An 18,591-nucleotide genomic window follows, 5' to 3' on the forward strand; every position below is an offset into this window, starting at 1 on the left:
ATCAGCTAAGTCTGTGGGGGCAATTTCCAAAATTGAGAGCTTGGCTTTACTACTAATCGACTAAGCACTGGAATACCCTGAGTTTTCTCATTGGGCAAATGCCACAGCGTCAATCTTGCATCAGCGGCACGAACGTTCGTATTTTGGTAAGTAGTCCAAATACGTCGAATGAAAGGACTCGCATCTGTCCAAGGGCGCGGAAGACGGTTGCACACAAAGCTGGTCATGTACTCATCACCATCAAAAATGTTCCGCTTGTTACGGAAACGAGGCGGCGCTGACGGATACTCACGCACAATTTGTTGCCAGGTCGCCGTCAGTTGGTTTGCAACCTCCGCCAATCTCTCTCGGCTACCACCAATTATCTCGCCGCCAAAGTGTAAGGGCACGGCTACCGGATACTCAGGGTCTAACTCTCGATATAAGTCGCCCATATCACGGCGACTCAGACCGTGAATTTTAGTGTCAGGTAACGACTCTGGTTCCGCATCCAGTAGTAAAAGAGTATCGCTCTGTACAAGCCGGACAAGCTTTGGATCAGGACGCGTCCAAACGCAGTCAGAGTCTAGTAACAGGCTATGCGAGCCGGCATCTGGCTGTGATAGTGATTTTAGTACATCGAGCTTATAAAAAGCATTACGGAATTCAGTAACGAAATGCTCTGGGGGGCGAAATGACTCAAAAGCCAAAGTCTTGGTTACTACGCCTAAACCCGTCAGGAATGCTCTAAAGTCGGTACCATCCCAAGCTGCTTCCTCTTGATCATTGGTATACAAAATATGCCTAGCTTCTGGATTGCAGCGCACCGACGTAGCAAAAAATACGGCCGTGCACTGCCAATAAATCCGCCGACGTTTACTAGCACTTACATCGAGCAATTGGGGATATAGCGAATCCGGCGTGGTAGTGTCGTCTACGCAGAGACTGGTTACGATATCCATCATATTCTAGACTTAACTACTGAGACGAGCTTTTTAAATGAGTACTCCTTTGGTGGCGGTGCATCATCATCAGTCCCTGGTGTGTAAAAGCCTCGCAACGAATAGTCTATCTCTATTCCCTCGGCGGCGAATAAATCTACTACTGCATCTCTATGCCACTTCCCCCGGTAGATCCCGGTGATGGGAGCAAATGGAATAATGGCATGGTCGGGGTACGAGTACAGGTCACGATTGATCGTATAGAAACGCTCGTTAGTGCGTTTCACCCGTCGATTTACATAGTACTCAGTCTGCCATGGGTCTTCGTGAGGACGAAAGTAGCGTCCAATTCGTCTGATATTCCACATGGAGGCCATGGCGCTAAACAGGTAGTCATCCGAGTGATCTACCTCCCACAAATCCGGAAATTGGCTTGGGTGAAATGGCCCCTGATTGCCACTTTCTACTAAACCTATATAGGTTATTTGGTGCGCTAGCATTGTGTCAACCATCTGCTGCACCTTCGCTTCGGGCACCAAGTGATCCAAAAACATATCCTCATGCAGATAAACCACGATATCAGTGTCGATCTGTTTGAAGGCTTCAAGTAGGCGCGAGCCGTGAGGAGTCTTGGCGCTGCCTGTAAAGCGTGCCACCCGTGTACAGGTAATATCAAGCCCTGGAAACGAGAAATCCTTAGTTTCCGTGCTCAGAAAAATTCGGCCTTTAAAACTTGGCCAGTACTTTTTGAATAGCGTAAAAAATGGCCCCAACAATCAGAATAAGAATCAGTGCTGCTAACTAGGATGGAGTAATTGGGTTTCATCAAATGCAAAGGGTTAGAAGGCGAGCCTAAAGCCTTGCCTCTATTGAAGAGCTGATGCTAAGCCTGCCGCTTGAGGAGCTTGCGCAACGGGAAGGCGGTCAACTACATCTGCAACCGAAATCGTGCCGGAAGCAGTTTTGCCCTGTGATGGTCCACAGGTAATGTAGTCGTAGTCATGGCCGAGCTGCACTGTTAGCCGGGCATAGCAATCGTTGAAATAGCCATTAGGGAAAATCTCCAGCACTTGCAGGCCTGCCGGAGCCCAAACGATATTACTCATGCCAGCCCCGTGAAGTGCTACCACTGTTCGAGCTTGGCTGAATAATTTTACTTGGTCAGCGAAGGAGAGGTGTTCACTATAAACTATTTCAAAACCTCTTTTGCGGAGAGCTTCCTCGAGTGCTGCTTCATTGGACATAGCACGCCTTGGAACATACCGTCGTGATATATAAACGTCACGGTAGCCGGCAGGTAGGCTGGAATGATTGGGGAGGTAGTAATTTCGAAGAATATCTACTGCAATAGGCGGTACAAAGCCGGCATCTACTTCCGTTTGCAGCAGCAATAGGTTTGGAACACGTACAGGTCCTTCGGCAATAGAAACTCGTTGATCAAAATTGTCCCCCAATCGTAGCTCCAAAGCCTGACGCACGAAGGTAGGGTACTGTGCGGGTAACAAGATGCGCACTTCAGGATCAAGCTCCAGTGCTGTCAGCAAGTTAGGTAGCGTCTCGAAGATCCAATGGAAAAAAGGAGCGGGAGCGGCTGCTACTACTAATCCTTGCTCATCGAGAGGAGTAGGACGACGAGAATGTAGAAGGTGTAAGTGAGGCAAAATATTCCCCCAGCCCATCAACCGGCGCACATCACCTATACTTTCGGACAGAACATAATCAGCATCCGGTAGCCAAGTAAGTCCATTGGCCGGGGCAACACATACATCACGGAGCCAGTAAGCCAGACGAGCTTCAAAAGCCTTATTGCGCCGAAAGTAGGGGGGGTAATGTGCTGGAAAAGAATAGTGCTGCGTAAGTGGCGCTGATAACGTACGCATGGTGCGAACGTGCGGACGAACATCATCCCAACCACATACTTCCTCCAAAGAGCGCAATGCCGTGCCAGGTAAGTTGCCAACCATTGAGCCTAATAGCTTGCGCTGAAGTATTTGTGCTAGCCGTACCCGCACTTTGGCTACAGACAGACGCATCTGGCTAAAAGGACGCGACTGCTGTAAAAAGCTAAGCTTGCTCAATACGTGCTCATCAAGTTGCATGCGGATAGGACGATTGATACCAACTGTTAGCATACCAATCAGTAAGGATCCACAGAGCAATATGTGAGCCAGCAACTGCACCAAGGCTGGTACTCCTGAACCAGCAAAGGCTTTTGTTAGACCATAAGAAGCTAGCCCAACAACAAGTGCTGTTACAGTGGCGGGTAGGTAAGTAGATACAATATCAAAGAAGGTATAGCTTAGTAAGCGTCTGCCAGCTATCAGATAGGCCAAATGACGTAGTACTTCACCTAATAACATGGCCCCAGTCAGACCTACCAGGCCAAAGCGACTGGCATAGATCATAAGCAGGGCTTGAATTATTACATATCCCCTTGTAGCGCCAACTTGAAGTTGAGATCTGCCAGCGATTCAAATAGAATACCTCCAAAAGTGGATAGCATATTTAGCCCTACAACAAAGGCTACAATTTTAACAATCGGTATTGCTTCTAGCCACTGATCACCAAGCATCACTTGGACCAAAGGCTCAGCTGTAGTGGCAATTCCTACACAGGTAGGCAACACCACATAGCTAGTAAGGGAAAGGGTAGTTAAGTAAGACTGACTTAGCCTCTTACGATCATTTTGTAGTGTACTGAAGGCTGGTAAAAGTACCCGTGCTATACTGGTCGTCATGTTGTGTACGGGTAGATACACCAACATGAATGCTCGATTATAGATACCCACCATGCGCACACCTAGTAGTCGACCAATAAATAACTGATCGAGGTTAGCACCAAGAAATTCTAGGAAACTTATGACTGAAACCTTACCACCAAAAGCAAACAGTGGCTTGAATACATTCCAGCTGAAGAGTGGCCGTATGCTATGGCGAACATTCCAATAAGCCAGTATACCTAACAGTATGCCCTGCGTAATTGTCGCTCCCAGCAAGCTCCAGACACCATGACCCCGGAAAGCCATTCCTAAGCCCACACCACCATAAGCAATTATATAAGAGGCAACCTCTATTTTGCTTAGTGTTTCGAATGCCATGCGGCGCTTGAGCAAGCTTATAGCCGTAGCGGATAACCCGGTAATCAACAAGCTTACCGCCATTACCTGTAGAATTGGTACTACATGGGGGTTTTTAAAGTAAAGGGGAACTATAGGGGCTGCAAACCAGAGTATTGTGGTACACGTAATTCCGAGTAGAACCGAAACCGTAAAGGCTACCCGTACATCGTCTTCACTAAGTTCAGTACGTTGAATCAGGGCTTGTTCTAAGCCCATTTGAGCGAAATAGCTGCCAAAACTTAACACAACTCCAGCCATACCAACTAAGCCAAAATCGGCCGGAGTAAGCAAGCGCGACATTAAGGCACTGTAGCCTACCTGCATCGCGGCAATCGCGAAGGTGGCCGTTGTGGTCCATTTAATGCTGTGCAGGATACGTGAGGATAGATTCTGGCTCATTGACACAGGAAATCTGGGAGCAAAACTGTCAAACTCGACAGTTACGCCTGGCGAATTTAGGCTGTATAGTAAGCCGATTCGCTCTTATAGCGGTACTCGTAGGTAGATGAGAAATTAACGCCGTTTAGTAATACATAAAGCTGCTGATTGCCAGTCTGGCGTTGAGCCAATTCTTGCACCTGTGATAGCATGTTGCGCTGTGTATAACGGTGACGAACGACAAAGATCGTTACATCTGTGTATTGATTTAGGATATAATACTCTGATACGAGGCCCAGAGGAGGAGCATCTACAATTACGTAGTCATATGATTTACGCAGTTCAGCTATCAGCGAAGCCATGCGTGGCATTTCCAGTAGCTCCAAAGCATTCTCCGGTATAGGCCCAGCTGCCAGAATAGCCAGATTAGGAATATCAGGTTGCTGTATAGCTTCGGCTAAAGTGCATTCCCCATTTAAGTAAGACGACAAGCCTGCATGACGTGAGTCGAAACCGAAGTAGCCCGCTACGGTTGGCTTCCGCATATCAGTCTCAATTATAATAGTGCGTCTACCTGAAAGAGCCAGTTCAGCGGCTAAATTGGTGCAGCAAAATGTCTTGCCTTCACCAGAGGTAGAGGAGGTAAAGCCAATAACACGTCGATCGGGCCCGGCTGCTACATATTGCAGATTTACGCGCACTGTACGGAATGACTCTGTAACAGCAGAACGCGGCATCTCCATTCGAGCTAACCGGATTTTACGACCAGCATCGGCTATCAATCCCAAGAATGGAGCATTTGTAACGCGCTTAAGTTCATCAGCACTTTGGACAGTTTGAGCTGTCCGGTCACGCAATAAAAGGAAGCCAGCGGGGAGCATGAGTCCAGCCAATACGGCAAACATGTACAGTTGTTTGCCTTTTGGGCTTTCCGGAGCACTATCAGACAATTGAGCGCGGTCAACTATTTTCTTGTCGCTCACGTTCGTCGCCAGCATCAAAGCTGCCTCTGTTCGTTTCTGCATTAGGAAGTTATAGTTCTGATCATTCAGCGTAGTCTGGGTGCGCAGTCGAGCTTCCTGACGCTGATTCTCCGGCATCTGATTGATGGCGGTTTTGATAGAAGCCAGTCGATTGGTTATATCAGCAAGCGTTGCATCAGATGAGCGTATCAGCCCAGTGAGGCTGCGCTGAAGTGACTGACGACGGCTCTGGATGCGGCTATCTAAAGCCTGCAATACTGGGTTATCATCATTTGCGCTGACGGCTAAGCCAGCCCGCTGGCTAGTGAGTTGCGCTAAGTCACTTAGCTGGCTATCAAGTACCGGATCGTTTACGCCTGCGCTTGCCCATGTACTAACTGCCTCTTCACTCGAATTTGTACGAAGAGCGCTTAGAACGCTTTCATATGTGCGTCGGGTAGTCAATAATTGAGCCTTCTGGTTTTCTAACTCGCTGATCTTACCGATACCTGAACTCGATTGAGCTCCAGCGTCGACCATGCCACGCGAAGCTCGGAAAGAAGCAAGTGCGGCTTCTGAACGGCGTAGCGAATCGGCAACCTTTGTGATCTGTGATTCGATAAACTCAAAGGTCTTGCTGCCTTTTCGGTTCTTATCAACCAGATCGTTAAGTACATACGTTTCCATGAGGGTGTTCAGAAAACGCGTTTCCTTACCACCTACGGAGCCTTTAGTCGTGAGCCGGAGTACACGAGCAAAGCGCTCCGTAGGTTCTACCACTAACTTGCCCTGATATTCACCAACTAGGGCTTGTGGGTGATTGATAACGAAATAGCGCTTTGCAACTTCAGGCAAAGACCGGATAGAATCGGTTGGGGTGATGGTTAGAGTTAAGTGGCGCGTGCGTAGCAGTTGACCAGGACGTACTACCTCATTAAAAGTGAAGTTGTCGATGGTTTCTAGGACCGCGCCGGTGCGCATATCAGTTAAGTATGCTTTGTCCGCCTCACCCTGAATATGGTAAAATCCATCGGGGCGCAACTCTAGATACAGCGATACCCCCGTTACCTGGGGGGCAATTGTATCAAGCTTTACTGTGTAACCGGCATCCTGGTAATGCTCCTGGACTTTTAGGTCGCCAAGCTTGTTAATTAATGAATTAGTAACGTCAAAATAAGATACCTCGAAGTCGAGCTTATCGAGGGCTTGCTGCACCAGGGAAGCCGAAGTGAGCACACTTATCTCATCTTCTACGCTGGTTAGGTCATTGCGGCTTTCACTGGGCGTAAGCACCTCCTGCGCCTGACGAGAGCCTGGGGTTGCCCGATCGGCCAGCTGAAGGGTTGAATGAAAGCGATAAACTGGCGCCGTGGTCTGAACTTTAACCCAGGTGGCAGCCAGCAACACAAGTGGTACAAGAACAAAAAGATACCAATAGCGACCGAATTTGAAGAGCAAATTGCTCAGGTTCAGCTCATCCGAAGATTCTTGCTTATTCATCTGAATAACTAAAAAAGAAAAGGCCTGCGTTTATATACAAGGTACGAACTAAGGATTTATGCCGCTGTAGGTTAGCAAAGCATTGGCTGTCGTGAGCTTATACTATTTGTTCGCAGATAAAATTAAGTTTGCTATTACGGCGATTGTAGTCAGGCCCGCGAATACAATACTTAAGTTGTTGATGTTAGCACGCTGCGTAAGGGCTGACTCAGGCTCTACATACACCGCATCGTTTGGCTGCAGATAGAAATAAGGGGAGGAGAGCAGATTGGGGCGTGTAAGATCGAGCAACACCACTTCTGAGCCAGTTGGGGTCTGACGGATGAGTTTAACGTTGCGACGGTTGCCTAACGGGGTAAGATCACCAGCTAGGCCAAGGGCTTCCAGTATAGTAGCCTGCGGATTTTGTATAAAGAAGTAACCGGGGTTTCTGACCTCACCCAAAACGGTAATTTTAAAGCTGACCAGTTTGACTGAAGCGGTAGCACCGCGTACATAATTATTAACAGCATTCTGGATAACGCGCTGAGCCTCTGTTACAGTAAGTCCCTTTACCATGAGCCGGCCAGCTGTAGGTAGCATAATATTGCCCCCCGCATCGATCACATATCCGTTCGTATACTGAGAGCCTGGGTCACCGTTGATGAACGTTCCCTGACCCGTGTTCAGGTTAAATACTTGCGTAAGCTCGGGCTGGGCGCTTTGCACCGTAATATTCAGGACATCATTGGTTGCAAGCTTATACTCCTGGCGCTCATTGGTTACTGCTTTAGCTTGAGTACTGGAATAATCGGAATCCTGTAAATAGCTGATATCCTTGGTTGAAATACAGGAAGATAGGCCGCTGAGCAACAGGAGAGCCAACGCGTAGAAGGAACGGATCATAAAAAAATGGTGTGTTCGAAGGAGAGTAGAGTAAAGGAGAATCAAAAGCAGAAGCAAAAAGCAGGCGAAACTGTAAAAATGACAAGCTTATTTAGTACTATATAGTAAAAGTAATTCGTATTCTTTGTGATATCAAGAAATAGTTAAATATTAATAATAAAATTTTGTACTTAACAATTCTGGGTTCTTACGGATTTACAACACTAATAGTTTTTTGACTGTGTAATAAGCAGATCAGAAGCAGCTTTCCACCATTCAATCAGAGTCGTTTGGGGGGCAAATGTTTGTTCCAGAAAGGCGGTTCGTATACTTGTCTATGAAAATTTTGTTGGTAGAAGATGAGCCCAAAGTTGCGGCCTTCTTGCAAAAAGGCTTGACGGAACAGCAGCATTCCGTAGAAGTGGCAAGCGATGGTCCTACTGGTTTGCGGCGGGCTTTGGCGGAATCTTTCGATCTGTTGATCCTAGATAATCTGCTACCGGGCCTCAACGGCTTGGATGTATGTCGGCAGGTCCGCACCCAGAACTCTGCGGTTCCCATTCTAATGCTCACTGCTTTGGGCGAAACAGATGATAAAATTCGGGGACTAGATGCAGGCGCCGACGACTATCTGGTGAAGCCTTTTGCTTTCCAGGAATTGCTGGCGCGTATTCGGGCGCTGGTGCGGCGCCGCCACGAAACTCCCTCACCGGATATTGTGCTGCGTCTGGCCGATCTGACCCTAGATCCGGGTCGCAAGCTGGTGCAGCGCGCCAATCAGACGATTCAGTTAACCGCCCGTGAGTTTGCTTTGCTGGAATACCTGCTTCGCAACCAAGAACGGGTCGTATCGCGGGTCGATATTCTGGAGCAGGTTTGGGAAACGTCCTTTGATACCGGATCCAACGTTATTGATGTGTATATCAACTTCTTGCGAAAGAAGATTGACAAGGATTTTTCGCCTAAGCTTATTCATACGCTGGTAGGCATGGGCTACGTGATGAAGGAAGAATAGGCGGGGGCTTTTTTTGGTGCTGACTGTGTGCCCGTCACTAATCGTGTAGTAGCAGAACAGCAGTAGCGAATATTTAGTAATTTCTTATGACCATTCGGACGCGTCTGGCGCTACAGTTTGCTGCCATTCTGGCCGTCACGCTGTTGGTGTTTTCGCTGGTGATTTATTTTTTCACCTACCAATCACGCCAGGAGTTTTTTACGGCTAACCTGCTGGCCCGCACCCGTGTAGTTGCCCACGTTTATCTGGACGGCACCAACCGGACGAACGCCGCGAGTAGAGCCTCGTACCGGCGCTACCTGCGGCAATTCTATCGGACGCTGCCTGAAGAGGAAGCCCGGGTTTACGATTCGCAGAACAAAGTGGTGTTTCGGGAAGGGCAAGTCCAGCCGGAGTCGGTTCCACTAGAGTTGCTACAAGCGGTTCGGTTGAATCGGAAGCCTGTCGTTCTGGAGAAGGACTTCCGCCAGACCATTGGCGTGCTTTACCACGATGCCCAGCGCGGCGACTTTGTAGTAGTGGCTTCGTCTCTTGATACAGATAGCCAGCAGAAACTCAGTAGCTTGAAGCGAATTCTGTTGGGGGGCTTTTTGGCTTCGCTCACTATTGTAGGAATTGGGGGCTGGTTTTTCGCTCGGCAAGCCCTGCGCCCCATGCAGCGCATTGTGCAGGAAGTAGATACTATCACGGCCTCCGACCTGCACCGCCGCCTGTCGCAGGCCGATGGCCAAGACGAAGTATCGCACTTGGCGCAGCGCTTCAATAGCCTGCTCGATCGGCTGGAAACGGCGTTTGCGGGGCAGCGCACATTTGTTCGCGATGCCTCTCATGAGCTACGAACGCCTTTGGCGGCGCTGATGGGTGAACTGGAAGTTGCTCTACTACAGGAACGAACCCCCGAAGAGTATCGGCGCACCTTACGCAGCACACTCGATGCGGCCCGCTTGCTCAGCAACCTGACCAACGGCCTGCTCCAGATAGCACGCGCCTCCGACGACCCTTCCCAAATTACGCTGGGCTTAGTCCGGCTGGAGGAGCTTTTGCTGCAAGCGCACGAAGAGATGCAGCGCCGTCAGCCGACCTGTCGTATCGACCTAGCCTTTCATGAGAACGGCAAAGCGAACCACGGTACACCATTCGAAGTGCACGGCAACGAAGCGCTGTTGCTGGCTGCTGTGCTTAATGTGCTGGAGAATGCCTGTAAGTTCTCTCGCGGTTCCAATAAGCCCATTATAGCCACCCTCAGCACTAACGACGACCAGGTTGTACTTGAGGTCCTAGACTATGGCTTAGGTATGAATGAGGCCGACCGGCAGCAGGTATTCGTGCCCTTTTTCCGGGCCGAAACGGTGCGAAATGTACCGGGCCACGGTATTGGATTACCGCTTACCGCCAAAATAATGAGTCTGCATGGTGGGTCCGTACAGGTAGACAGCGAATTGAACATTGGTACCCGCGTGCGGCTCGATTGGCCTGTTTCCACTAAACTAAGGGTCAAAGTCTAATAAGCAGGAGTTGGGAACCTGAATGCTTAAAGCTTTTTAATCTTATTTTAATTCTATTTTAACTGAGACTTAACGACTGAGGGATAGGTTTGTATCGTATCTAAAAGCTGTATCAGCAATAGTTGCTGGCAGTTGTTGTACCTACAATGCACTCCCCCTCATGCCACAAGTTGCTTCATCTACTCCACGCGTAGCTCCGTCCGCATCTCCTCCGGAGGTGCAGCCACCACCTACCAACTACTTAAAGACACTCGGGAAAGATATTCCATCCGGTCTGGTTGTATTTCTGGTAGCGCTACCACTGTGTCTCGGAATTTCGCTCGCCTCCAATGCTCCCTTGCTGTCAGGCATTATCACGGGTATTGTAGGGGGCGTTGTGGTCTCCTGGGTGAGTGGTTCTCAGTTAAGCGTGAGTGGTCCGGCCGCGGGCCTTACAGCCATTATGATAATGGCTATAAGCACATTAGGCTCGTTTGAGGCCGTGCTGACGGCGACAGTAATAGCTGGCATTTTACAGCTCATTCTCGGCTTTGCGAAAGCGGGTATTGTTGGCATGTATTTCCCCACCTCTGTTATTCGGGGAATGCTGGCTGCTATTGGTTTGATTCTGATTCTGAAGCAGATACCGCACTTTTTAGGTGCCGATAGCGACTATTTTGAAGATCTAGACTTCTTGCAGTTTAATGGTCAGAACACCTTTTCAGCTATTGGAGCAGCCTTAGGCTCTATTAAGTTGGGATCCGCTTTCATTGGTATAGTGTCGTTGCTCATTCTGTTGACGTGGGGCTCCAGCTTTATGCGCCGCCTGCCATTTGTTCGTATGATACCCGGTGCTCTAATTGTAGTTGTTCTCTCGATAGCCATAAACCAATTGTTGGGTGTAGTAGCTCCCGAAGTACAAGTTCAATCAGGGCACTTGGTTAATCTGCCCGTTATCAACTCCCTTAACGATGTAGTTGGTATCCTGCGTTTTCCAGATTGGAGTGCGTTGTCTAATGGCTCCACTTATGTTGTTGCAGCTACCATTGCTATTGTAGCTTCTCTAGAAACTCTGCTTAGTATTGAAGCAGTTGATAAGCTTGATCCGCATAAACGTCACACCCCCCAAAACCGTGAATTGAAAGCACAAGGCGTAGGCAACCTTATTAGCGGTCTGATTGGTGGCTTACCACTTACTGCCGTTATCGTTCGGAGTTCAGCTAACATCGACGCCGGAGGGCAAACGAAGGTCTCAGCCTTTTTTCACGGCTTGTTGTTGCTAGCTAGCTTACTGTTTCTGGCTGACTTCCTTAATGAAATTCCGCTGTCGGCTTTGGCCGCCGTCTTGTTAATGGTGGGCTACAAGCTTACTAAGCCCACTTTGTATAAAACGCAATGGCGCTTAGGATTAGCCCAGTTTCTGCCTTTCATTATCACCATTGTTGCTATCCTGTTTACTGACCTGCTGAAAGGCGTGTGCATAGGATTGGCTGTGGGTGTGTTCTACATTCTGAAGGCTAACCTCGAGTCGGCTTACTTCTATCATCATGAGCCCAGCCAGGATCCTAACACCGTGCACCTTAAGTTGTCGGAGCACGTTTCATTCCTGAACAAGGCGAGCATCGTTACAACCTTGGATAGAATTCCTGCTGGTAAGCACGTCATCGTGGATGGCACCGAATCATCGTATATTGACTATGATGTACTCGAAGCTATTCAGAACTACCGGACTACGGCAGCCGAGCGTGATATAAAGCTGGAGCTACGCAATATTCCGGAAGTAAAGCTTATCGCGCACTAATTTTAAACCCACCTTGCAATGTCATACACCGCCCTACGCGCGGCTGTCGGACTTACCTCTACCCACCTCCAATGGAAAAGATTTTTGAAAATAACCGCATCTGGGTTGAGCAGATGAAGGCTCAGGATCCGCAATACTTTGAAAAGCTCGCTCAAGGCCAAAAGCCTCGGTACCTGTTCATCGGCTGCTCCGACTCACGTGTGCCCGCCAGCGCAATCACTGGCACCGGCCCAGGTGAGATGTTTGTACATCGCAACATCGCCAACATGGTGGTACATACTGATATGAACCTACTGTCGGTGCTTCAGTACGCGGTGGAAGTTTTGCAGGTACGCGACATTCTGGTGGTTGGACACTACGGTTGCGGCGGTGTAGCAGCAGCAGCAGCCGGCAAACAGTATGGCCTGATTGATAACTGGCTAACTAATATTCGCGACGTTATCCGCCTGCACGAAACCGAGTTTGCAGGTATCAAGGATGAAGAAAAGCAGCTACGGCGCTTGGTAGAACTGAATGTAATTGAGCAGGTACGTAACCTGGGCAAAACCAATATCATTCAGAACGCTATGAAAGGCGATAATCCTCCTCGTTTGCACGGGTTGGTATACGATATTCGGGTTGGTTTGCTGAAAGATTTGGAAGTGGGTGAGAACATGATGGCCGACTTTGAGCACATCTATGGCACAGAAGCTATGGAGCATGCCGAAGAAGTGCTCGAAGAGCAGGTAGAGGCTACGGAAGATTTAGGCGCTTCGACATCCTCCGAGACAAGCAACTCCAAAAGCTAGAATAAAGAGAAAGGCCAGAGCAACTCTATTATGCACCAAGCAGCATAGGTAGCTCAGCAAGGTACTCTCTTACTTAGTATCATTAGCAGCTAGTGCTTTGCGGGTGGTACTTCAAATAACCACTAGCTGACGTAAACTGAGGGGGATACGTCGGCAACTGGGAACCTCCGTGGCTATTTGGTCACGGAGGTTTTTTTATGCCCAAAAAAGCCCCCCAATCGCCTGCTTACCCAATAAAAAGGCCGTAGCGAGCAGCGAACCCGTCCGTATCGACCTGTTGGCAAAGCCTATGGCCGGTTGGTGTCAGCGAGCGTCGGAGAGAGCACCAAATTTTTGGGGAGCGAATTAATAGAAAAGCTCTGCCGCGCAACACTTGCCTGTAGCGATGCCGTAAGAGTGAGGAACAAATTGATCCTTACTACTATGAAAACCAAACTAAAAAAGCTTTCTGATCAGGTAATTGTAATTACGGGTGCCTCATCGGGCATTGGCCTTGTGACGGCCCGGATGGCCGCCGAAAAAGGTGCCCGACTCGTGCTGGCCGCTCGTAGCGAGGATGCTTTGCAGCAACTTGTTAGGGAAATTGAAACGGCTGGTGGTCAGGCTATTTCTGTAGTGGCTGATGTTAGTAACCAGGACGAGGTGCGTCGCATTGCACAAGCTGCCCACGACCGGTTTGGCGGCTTTGATACGTGGGTGAATAACTCGGGTGTTTCGATCTATGGGAAGATAGAAGAGGTGCCCATCGAGGATATGCGCAAGCTGTTCGAAACTAATGTGTGGGGTCTGATTTACGGCTCGCTGGAGGCGGTGAAGCACCTAAAGCAGAAGGGTGGCGCCATTATTAATATTGGTAGTATTCTGTCCGAAACCACGGCCATTCTGCAAACTATTTATAGCGCCAGCAAGCATGCCGTGAAAGGCTTTACCGATGGCTTGCGTATGGAGCTGGAAATGGACGAAGCGCCAGTGGTGGTTACCCTCATTAAGCCATCGGCCATCGACACGCCGTATCCGCTGCACGCCAAAAACTACATGGAGCGCGAAGCCCAGCATGCGCCGCCCGCTTACGCGCCCGAAACCGTGGCCCGCGCCATCCTGCACTGCGCCGAAACGCCTGAGCGCGAAATTACCGTGGGCGGTGGTGGCCGTGCCATTACGGCGCTCAACAACTGGGTGCCGGCCCTGGTAGACAAGTTTATGGAGAATGTGTTTGCCAAGCAGGAAAAGGCCGAGTATCCGCCACAGCCACTTGATCGGAATGGCCTAGATAGACCCGCCGGTGCCCTGGAAGAGCGCGGCAACTATCCCGGCTACACCCGTGAGAGTAGCTTTTACACCGCCGCCACTACCCATCCGCTAGCCGCCGCTGCCCTGATTGGGTCGGCAGTGGCCATTACAGCGGCGCTGGTAGTTTCATCAAAAAACGGTAAATCGGCCAAGCGACCCAAGCACGGTACTACCGTTTACCCCGATGGTACTCGCGAAGTGCACTAATTAGTAAGTGCAATCTTTAAAAAAGCCCCCCAGACGCCTCGAAAGAGCTTCTGGGGGGCTTTTTTTGTAGAGCCAAAACCTGACTTAACAGTACCTATTCGGCGTCTTTCAACGACTGCATATCGATGACGAAACGGTAGCGCACTTCCTTGTCCATCATCTTGTCGAAGGCTTTGTTAATGTCCTGCATCCGAATCATTTCCACGTCAGGGAGAATATTGTGTTCGGCGCAAAAGTCCAGCACTTCCTGGGTTTCGGCAATGCCCCCGATAATGGAGCCAGCCACTGTACGCCGGAATTTGGCGACATCCATGTTATTAAGCGGCTTCTTGTACTCGCCCAGCAGCCCCACCGCTACTACGGCTCCATCTAGGTTGAGCAGGCTCACGTAGTCATTGATATCGTACTCGTCGGGGATGGTGTTGAGGATGAAGCTGAAGCTGGCCTCGTGCTGTTTCATGGCGTCGGCATCCGTCGAGAACAGAACGTTATCGGCCCCCATTGCTTCGGCGTCGGCTTGCTTGTCTTTGGAAGTGGTGATGGCAGTTACATTGGCTCCCAGCGCTTTGGCTAGCTTCACGGCCATGTGGCCCAAGCCACCCAAGCCCACTACGCCTACCTGGTCGCCAGCTTTTACCTTCCAGTGTTTCATGGGCGAATAGGTAGTGATGCCTGCACAGAGAATAGGCGCCACGGCACTGATGTCGAGGCCGTCCGGAATGCGGAGTAAAAACGATTCCTTCACCGTCATATTGGTGGAGTAGCCGCCAAAAGTGTTAGCGCCGCTACCATCCGGCTTCATTGGGCCATTGTACGTCGCAGTCCAGCTCACCGGGCCCTGGCAATAATTTTCCTCGCCGTGCTGGCAAGGCTGACACTGCCCACACGAGTCAATCATGCAGCCCACACCCACAATGTCGCCGGCTTTGAATTTGGTTACGCCGCTGCCTACTTCCGTCACGCGGCCTACTACTTCGTGGCCGGGCACACAGGGGTATATGGTATTGCCCCAATCGTTTTTCACCTGGTGCAAATCGGAGTGGCACACGCCGCAGTACAGAATATCAATGTGTACTTCATCGGCTTGAGGCAAGCGCCGCTCAATTTCCATGGGCGAGAGGCCGCTAAAAATAGAGTTGGTGGCACCGTAGGCTTTGGTTTTAATCGTTTCCATAGAATAGATAAGAAGGTTGTTTGGGAGGCGGAAATGAGGGACGTATGTGCCAACGGCCGCGGGGCGTTGAGTACTGAGGAGTTACGGCTGCTTAAGCGTAGGGTTGATCAGTATAAACCTCAATAGCCGCCGCTTCTGACTGCACACGCCGAACGACCTTTTAGCGCGTTATCTTTGTTGATCATGAGCTGAGCCCATTCAGCGAACTTTGTATTGTCAGCAAGAAATACCGATTTGAAAGTCTGCATTGCCGAAAAGCCCAGCGTAGCCCGCGAAATAGCCAACGTACTCGGCGCCAACCGGCGCATGGATGGCTATTATGAGGGCAACGGCTACCAGGTCACCTGGACGTTTGGGCACTTTTGCCAGCTGCGCGAGCCCGAGGATTACCGCCCCGAGTGGAAGCGCTGGAGCATCCACGATTTGCCCATGATGCCCGACTCCTTCGGCATCAAGCTCATGCGCCGCGACGACGGCGTGGTGCGGCAGTTCAACGTTATTAAAAACCTGCTCGCCAGCGCCGAGGAAGTCATCAACTGCGGCGACGCGGGGCAGGAGGGGGAAGTGATTCAGCGTTGGGTACTCACTGAAGCCAAATACCGCAAGCCCTTCAAGCGCCTCTGGATTTCGTCGCTGACGGAAGAGGCAATCCGTCAGGGCTTTGCTAATCTGCGCGAAGGCTCCGAGTTCGACCGTTTGTACCAGGCCGGCAAGAGTCGCGCCGTGGGCGACTGGCTCTTGGGCCTGAATGCCACACGCCTATTTACGCTCAAATACGCCGCCGGCCAGAAGCAAGTGCTCAGCATCGGGCGAGTGCAAACGCCCACACTGGCGCTGCTCGTCGACCGTTACCACGAAATTCAGAACTTCAAGCCCGAGCCGTACTGGGTGTTACGCACGGAGTATCGGGGCACCATGTTTAGCCACGTCGCGCCGCTCAAAAAAGGCAAAGGCGACGACGATGAGCCGGATGAGAAAGCTCGCCTGAAAGCGCGCGGCTACTTCGTGAGTCAGGAAGAGGCCGATGCGGCCTTGGCGGCGGTGCGGGGGCAATTTTCACCGTCACCAACGTTGAAATCAAGAAGGCTCTCGAAACGCCGCCTTCCCTCTTCGACCTGACATCGTTGCAGGTGCAGTGCAATAACCAGTTGGGGCTCTCGGCTGAGGATACGCTCAAAACCGTGCAGAGTCTCTACGAGAAGAAAGTAGTCAGCTATCCGCGCGTTGATACCACGTTTCTGCCCGACGACCAATACCCCAAAATAGCCGGCATCATGCGCGGACTGGGGGGCTATTCTGGCCTGACTGCGCCCTTGCTGCAAGGAAAAATCCGGAAGTCGACCAAGGTTTTTAACAACAACAAAGTCACCGACCACCACGCCATCATCCCGACGGGCGCGAGTGCCGGCGGCCTGGGCGGCTCCGAAAGCAGCGTGTACGATATCATCGTGCGCCGCTTTCTGGCTGCCTTTTATCCCGATTGCGAAGTCAGCAACACAACCGTGACGGGCGAGGCTGCTGCGCATCCGTTCCGCGTGCGGGGCCGCCAGATCCTCAATCCCGGCTGGCGCGTGGTATATGGCGACCCGGAAAAGCAGCAAGCTCCATCGGCGCCCAAGGCTGCTGGTGAAGGCGACGACGATGTGGTGAGCACCGTGCTGCCGTCGTTTACCCAAGGCGAAAATGGCCCCCACAAACCCCGTCTCGACCAGAAAGTAACCCAGCCGCCCCGCGAATACTCCGAGGCAATGCTACTGCGCGGCATGGAAACCGCCGGCCGCAACGTCGACGACGAAGAATTGCGGCAGGCCATGAAAGAAAACGGCATCGGACGCCCCAGCACCCGCGCCGCCATCATCGAAACCTTATTCAAACGCGGCTACATCCGGCGCGACAAAAAGAAGATTCTGCCCACGCCTACCGGTGTCGAGCTAATTGGTCTCATACGCAACCCTACCCTGAAATCGGCGGAGCTGACGGGCCAGTGGGAACAGAAGCTGCGTCAGATTGAAGCCGGCAACCTTGACTCTGACCAATTTTTGGGTGAACTGAAAACACTGGTGCGCGAGATGGTGCTGGAGGTGAAAGCTGATGGCTCGGGGCGTGGTATCAGCGTTAGTGCGCCGGGAAATACAGCCACTGGGGGGCAAAAAGTTACTGCACCAGCCGGCAAAACGCCCCCCACAACCGCCTCGCCAGCTGTGCCGGGAAGCTTAGGCGCGTGCCCGGCTTGTGGGCAAGGCCATGTAGTGCGCGGCAAAACGGCTTTCGGTTGCTCGCGCTGGCGGGAAGGATGCGCCATGCGCCTGCCCGGTCAATTCGAAGGTAAAAACCTGACGGATAAGCAAGTATCAGCTTTGCTCGCGAAAGGCCGCACACCCGTCATCAAAAGCTTTATCGACGACGTGGGCCAGAAGTTCGATGCGGCCGTGCGCCTGACGCCCCAGCATACGCTAGAACTGGTGCGCGCCGCCGAAAGCAAGCCCGCTACCACCGAAGCCCCGCAGCAAATTCCGTGTCCGGTGTGCCGCTTAGGTACGATGTTGCGCGGCAAGGCGGCCTACGGCTGCTCCCGCTTCCGCGAAGACTGCCAGTTTCGGGTGCCGCTGGAGCTGTGTGGACGTATGCTCACGGAGGCACAAATAGCGCAGCTCCTGCGGCGGGGCAAAACAGGCGTTATTCGTGGCTTCACCTCTCAGCGTACCGGCCAGAAGTTTGAAGCCGCCCTACAATTAGCCGGTGATAAGGTGGAGTTTGTGTTTGAGAAGAAGTAAGCAACTCAACACTAGCAACCTCTAGCGTCGCAATCAAGTATTCCTGCTCATGCCCATCGGTAAACTGCTCGTACTTCTCGGCCTTGGATTGGCGCTACTGGGGGGCTTTTTGTGGCTTGGCGGCGGCAGTTGGTTCAACTGGTTTGGCCGCTTGCCCGGCGACGTGCGCGTGGAGCGCCCCGGCTTCCGGCTTTATATGCCCTTCGTATCGATGCTGCTAATTAGCGTACTGTTGAGCCTAATTATGTGGCTCGTGCGGCGGTTGGGCAGTTGAATGAACCAAAAAGGCCGTCGTACAGAGGCAACGCTCAGACAT

The 18,591-nt window shown here is 51.2% G+C and carries 15 protein-coding genes; 8 read left to right on the forward strand and 7 right to left on the reverse strand.

Translation table 11 applies throughout. The features are described 5' to 3' along the window. Positions 1–5 precede the first annotated feature (5 nt). From G7064_RS18170 to G7064_RS18195, 6 genes are all read right to left on the reverse strand, one after another. Positions 6–944, reverse strand: a complete 939-nt coding sequence (locus G7064_RS18170) for a hypothetical protein (protein WP_166074689.1) — start codon at positions 942–944, stop codon at positions 6–8. Further along, complete coding sequence (locus G7064_RS18175) at positions 941–1,696, reverse strand: hypothetical protein (RefSeq protein WP_166074690.1); 756 nt, start codon at positions 1,694–1,696, stop codon at positions 941–943. Before G7064_RS18175 ends, G7064_RS18170 begins: the two co-directional genes overlap by 4 nt. Positions 1,697–1,786: 90 nt before the next feature. Further along, positions 1,787–3,280 (reverse strand): glycosyltransferase family 61 protein, encoded by a 1,494-nt coding sequence (locus G7064_RS18180; protein WP_166074691.1) that lies wholly within the window; start codon positions 3,278–3,280, stop codon positions 1,787–1,789. A gap of 62 nt (positions 3,281–3,342) precedes the next feature. Further along, positions 3,343–4,437 carry a lipopolysaccharide biosynthesis protein gene (locus G7064_RS18185; RefSeq protein WP_166074692.1) on the reverse strand — a complete coding sequence of 365 codons (1,095 nt, stop codon included), beginning with the start codon at positions 4,435–4,437 and terminating at the stop codon, positions 3,343–3,345. A 56-nt stretch (positions 4,438–4,493) separates the two neighbouring features. Beyond that, positions 4,494–6,878, reverse strand: coding sequence for a polysaccharide biosynthesis tyrosine autokinase (locus G7064_RS18190; RefSeq protein ID WP_166074693.1), 2,385 nt, complete (start codon positions 6,876–6,878; stop codon positions 4,494–4,496). A 102-nt stretch (positions 6,879–6,980) separates the two neighbouring features. Further along, the gene (locus G7064_RS18195) at positions 6,981–7,763 is read right to left on the reverse strand and encodes a polysaccharide biosynthesis/export family protein (protein WP_240935570.1); all 783 of its coding nucleotides are present in this window, start codon (positions 7,761–7,763) and stop codon (positions 6,981–6,983) included. A gap of 316 nt (positions 7,764–8,079) precedes the next feature. On the opposite strand from G7064_RS18195, the gene G7064_RS18200 reads away from it, so the two are divergent. From G7064_RS18200 to G7064_RS18220, 5 genes are all read left to right on the forward strand, one after another. Further along, entirely contained in the window at positions 8,080–8,757 is a 678-nt protein-coding gene (locus G7064_RS18200; RefSeq protein WP_166074694.1) for a response regulator transcription factor, read from the forward strand. Between the two features lie 86 nt (positions 8,758–8,843). Next, positions 8,844–10,262, forward strand: coding sequence for a sensor histidine kinase (locus G7064_RS18205; RefSeq protein ID WP_166074695.1), 1,419 nt, complete (start codon positions 8,844–8,846; stop codon positions 10,260–10,262). Between the two features lie 160 nt (positions 10,263–10,422). Continuing rightward, complete coding sequence (locus G7064_RS18210; RefSeq protein ID WP_166074696.1) at positions 10,423–12,042, forward strand: SulP family inorganic anion transporter; 1,620 nt, start codon at positions 10,423–10,425, stop codon at positions 12,040–12,042. A 71-nt stretch (positions 12,043–12,113) separates the two neighbouring features. Next, the gene (locus tag G7064_RS18215) at positions 12,114–12,830 is read left to right on the forward strand and encodes a carbonic anhydrase (protein WP_166074697.1); all 717 of its coding nucleotides are present in this window, start codon (positions 12,114–12,116) and stop codon (positions 12,828–12,830) included. Positions 12,831–13,253: 423 nt separating this feature from the next. Further along, positions 13,254–14,327, forward strand: coding sequence for an SDR family oxidoreductase (locus G7064_RS18220; RefSeq protein WP_166074698.1), 1,074 nt, complete (start codon positions 13,254–13,256; stop codon positions 14,325–14,327). 94 nt (positions 14,328–14,421) lie between these two features. Here G7064_RS18220 and G7064_RS18225 read toward each other — a convergent pair whose 3' ends face one another. After that, entirely contained in the window at positions 14,422–15,501 is a 1,080-nt protein-coding gene (locus G7064_RS18225) for an NAD(P)-dependent alcohol dehydrogenase (protein WP_166074699.1), read from the reverse strand. Positions 15,502–15,735: 234 nt separating this feature from the next. On the opposite strand from G7064_RS18225, the gene G7064_RS23125 reads away from it, so the two are divergent. From G7064_RS23125 to G7064_RS18235, 3 genes are read left to right on the forward strand one after another with little or no spacing between them, the layout of a single operon-like run. Further along, positions 15,736–16,620, forward strand: a complete 885-nt coding sequence (locus G7064_RS23125; RefSeq protein WP_317172786.1) for a DNA topoisomerase — start codon at positions 15,736–15,738, stop codon at positions 16,618–16,620. Beyond that, on the forward strand, positions 16,617–18,275 hold the full coding sequence (locus tag G7064_RS18230) for a DNA topoisomerase (protein WP_317172861.1): 1,659 nt from the start codon (positions 16,617–16,619) through the stop codon (positions 18,273–18,275). The genes G7064_RS23125 and G7064_RS18230 overlap by 4 nt, the downstream gene beginning before the upstream one ends. A 49-nt stretch (positions 18,276–18,324) precedes the next feature. Next, positions 18,325–18,549 carry a DUF2905 domain-containing protein gene (locus tag G7064_RS18235; protein ID WP_166074700.1) on the forward strand — a complete coding sequence of 75 codons (225 nt, stop codon included), beginning with the start codon at positions 18,325–18,327 and terminating at the stop codon, positions 18,547–18,549. The last annotated feature ends 42 nt before the right edge of the window (positions 18,550–18,591 follow it).

Source organism: Hymenobacter sp. HDW8 (assembly GCF_011305775.1).
In the GTDB taxonomy this organism is placed as follows: Bacteria; Bacteroidota; Bacteroidia; order Cytophagales; family Hymenobacteraceae; genus Hymenobacter; species Hymenobacter radiodurans.

Bases quoted from the DNA above. Each gene is read 5' to 3' on its own strand.
- G7064_RS18170 (WP_166074689.1), bottom strand. From the start codon at position 944: ATGATGGATATCGTAACCAGTCTCTGCGTAGACGACACTACCACGCCG.
- G7064_RS18180 (WP_166074691.1), bottom strand. From the start codon at position 3,280: ATGTTATTAGGTGAAGTACTACGTCATTTGGCCTATCTGATAGCTGGC.
- G7064_RS18185 (WP_166074692.1), bottom strand. From the start codon at position 4,437: ATGAGCCAGAATCTATCCTCACGTATCCTGCACAGCATTAAATGGACC.
- G7064_RS18190 (WP_166074693.1), bottom strand. From the start codon at position 6,878: ATGAATAAGCAAGAATCTTCGGATGAGCTGAACCTGAGCAATTTGCTC.
- G7064_RS18195 (WP_240935570.1), bottom strand. From the start codon at position 7,763: ATGATCCGTTCCTTCTACGCGTTGGCTCTCCTGTTGCTCAGCGGCCTA.
- G7064_RS18200 (WP_166074694.1), top strand. From the start codon at position 8,080: ATGAAAATTTTGTTGGTAGAAGATGAGCCCAAAGTTGCGGCCTTCTTG.
- G7064_RS18205 (WP_166074695.1), top strand. From the start codon at position 8,844: ATGACCATTCGGACGCGTCTGGCGCTACAGTTTGCTGCCATTCTGGCC.
- G7064_RS18210 (WP_166074696.1), top strand. From the start codon at position 10,423: ATGCCACAAGTTGCTTCATCTACTCCACGCGTAGCTCCGTCCGCATCT.
- G7064_RS18215 (WP_166074697.1), top strand. From the start codon at position 12,114: ATGGAAAAGATTTTTGAAAATAACCGCATCTGGGTTGAGCAGATGAAG.
- G7064_RS18220 (WP_166074698.1), top strand. From the start codon at position 13,254: ATGAAAACCAAACTAAAAAAGCTTTCTGATCAGGTAATTGTAATTACG.
- G7064_RS18225 (WP_166074699.1), bottom strand. From the start codon at position 15,501: ATGGAAACGATTAAAACCAAAGCCTACGGTGCCACCAACTCTATTTTT.
- G7064_RS18235 (WP_166074700.1), top strand. From the start codon at position 18,325: ATGCCCATCGGTAAACTGCTCGTACTTCTCGGCCTTGGATTGGCGCTA.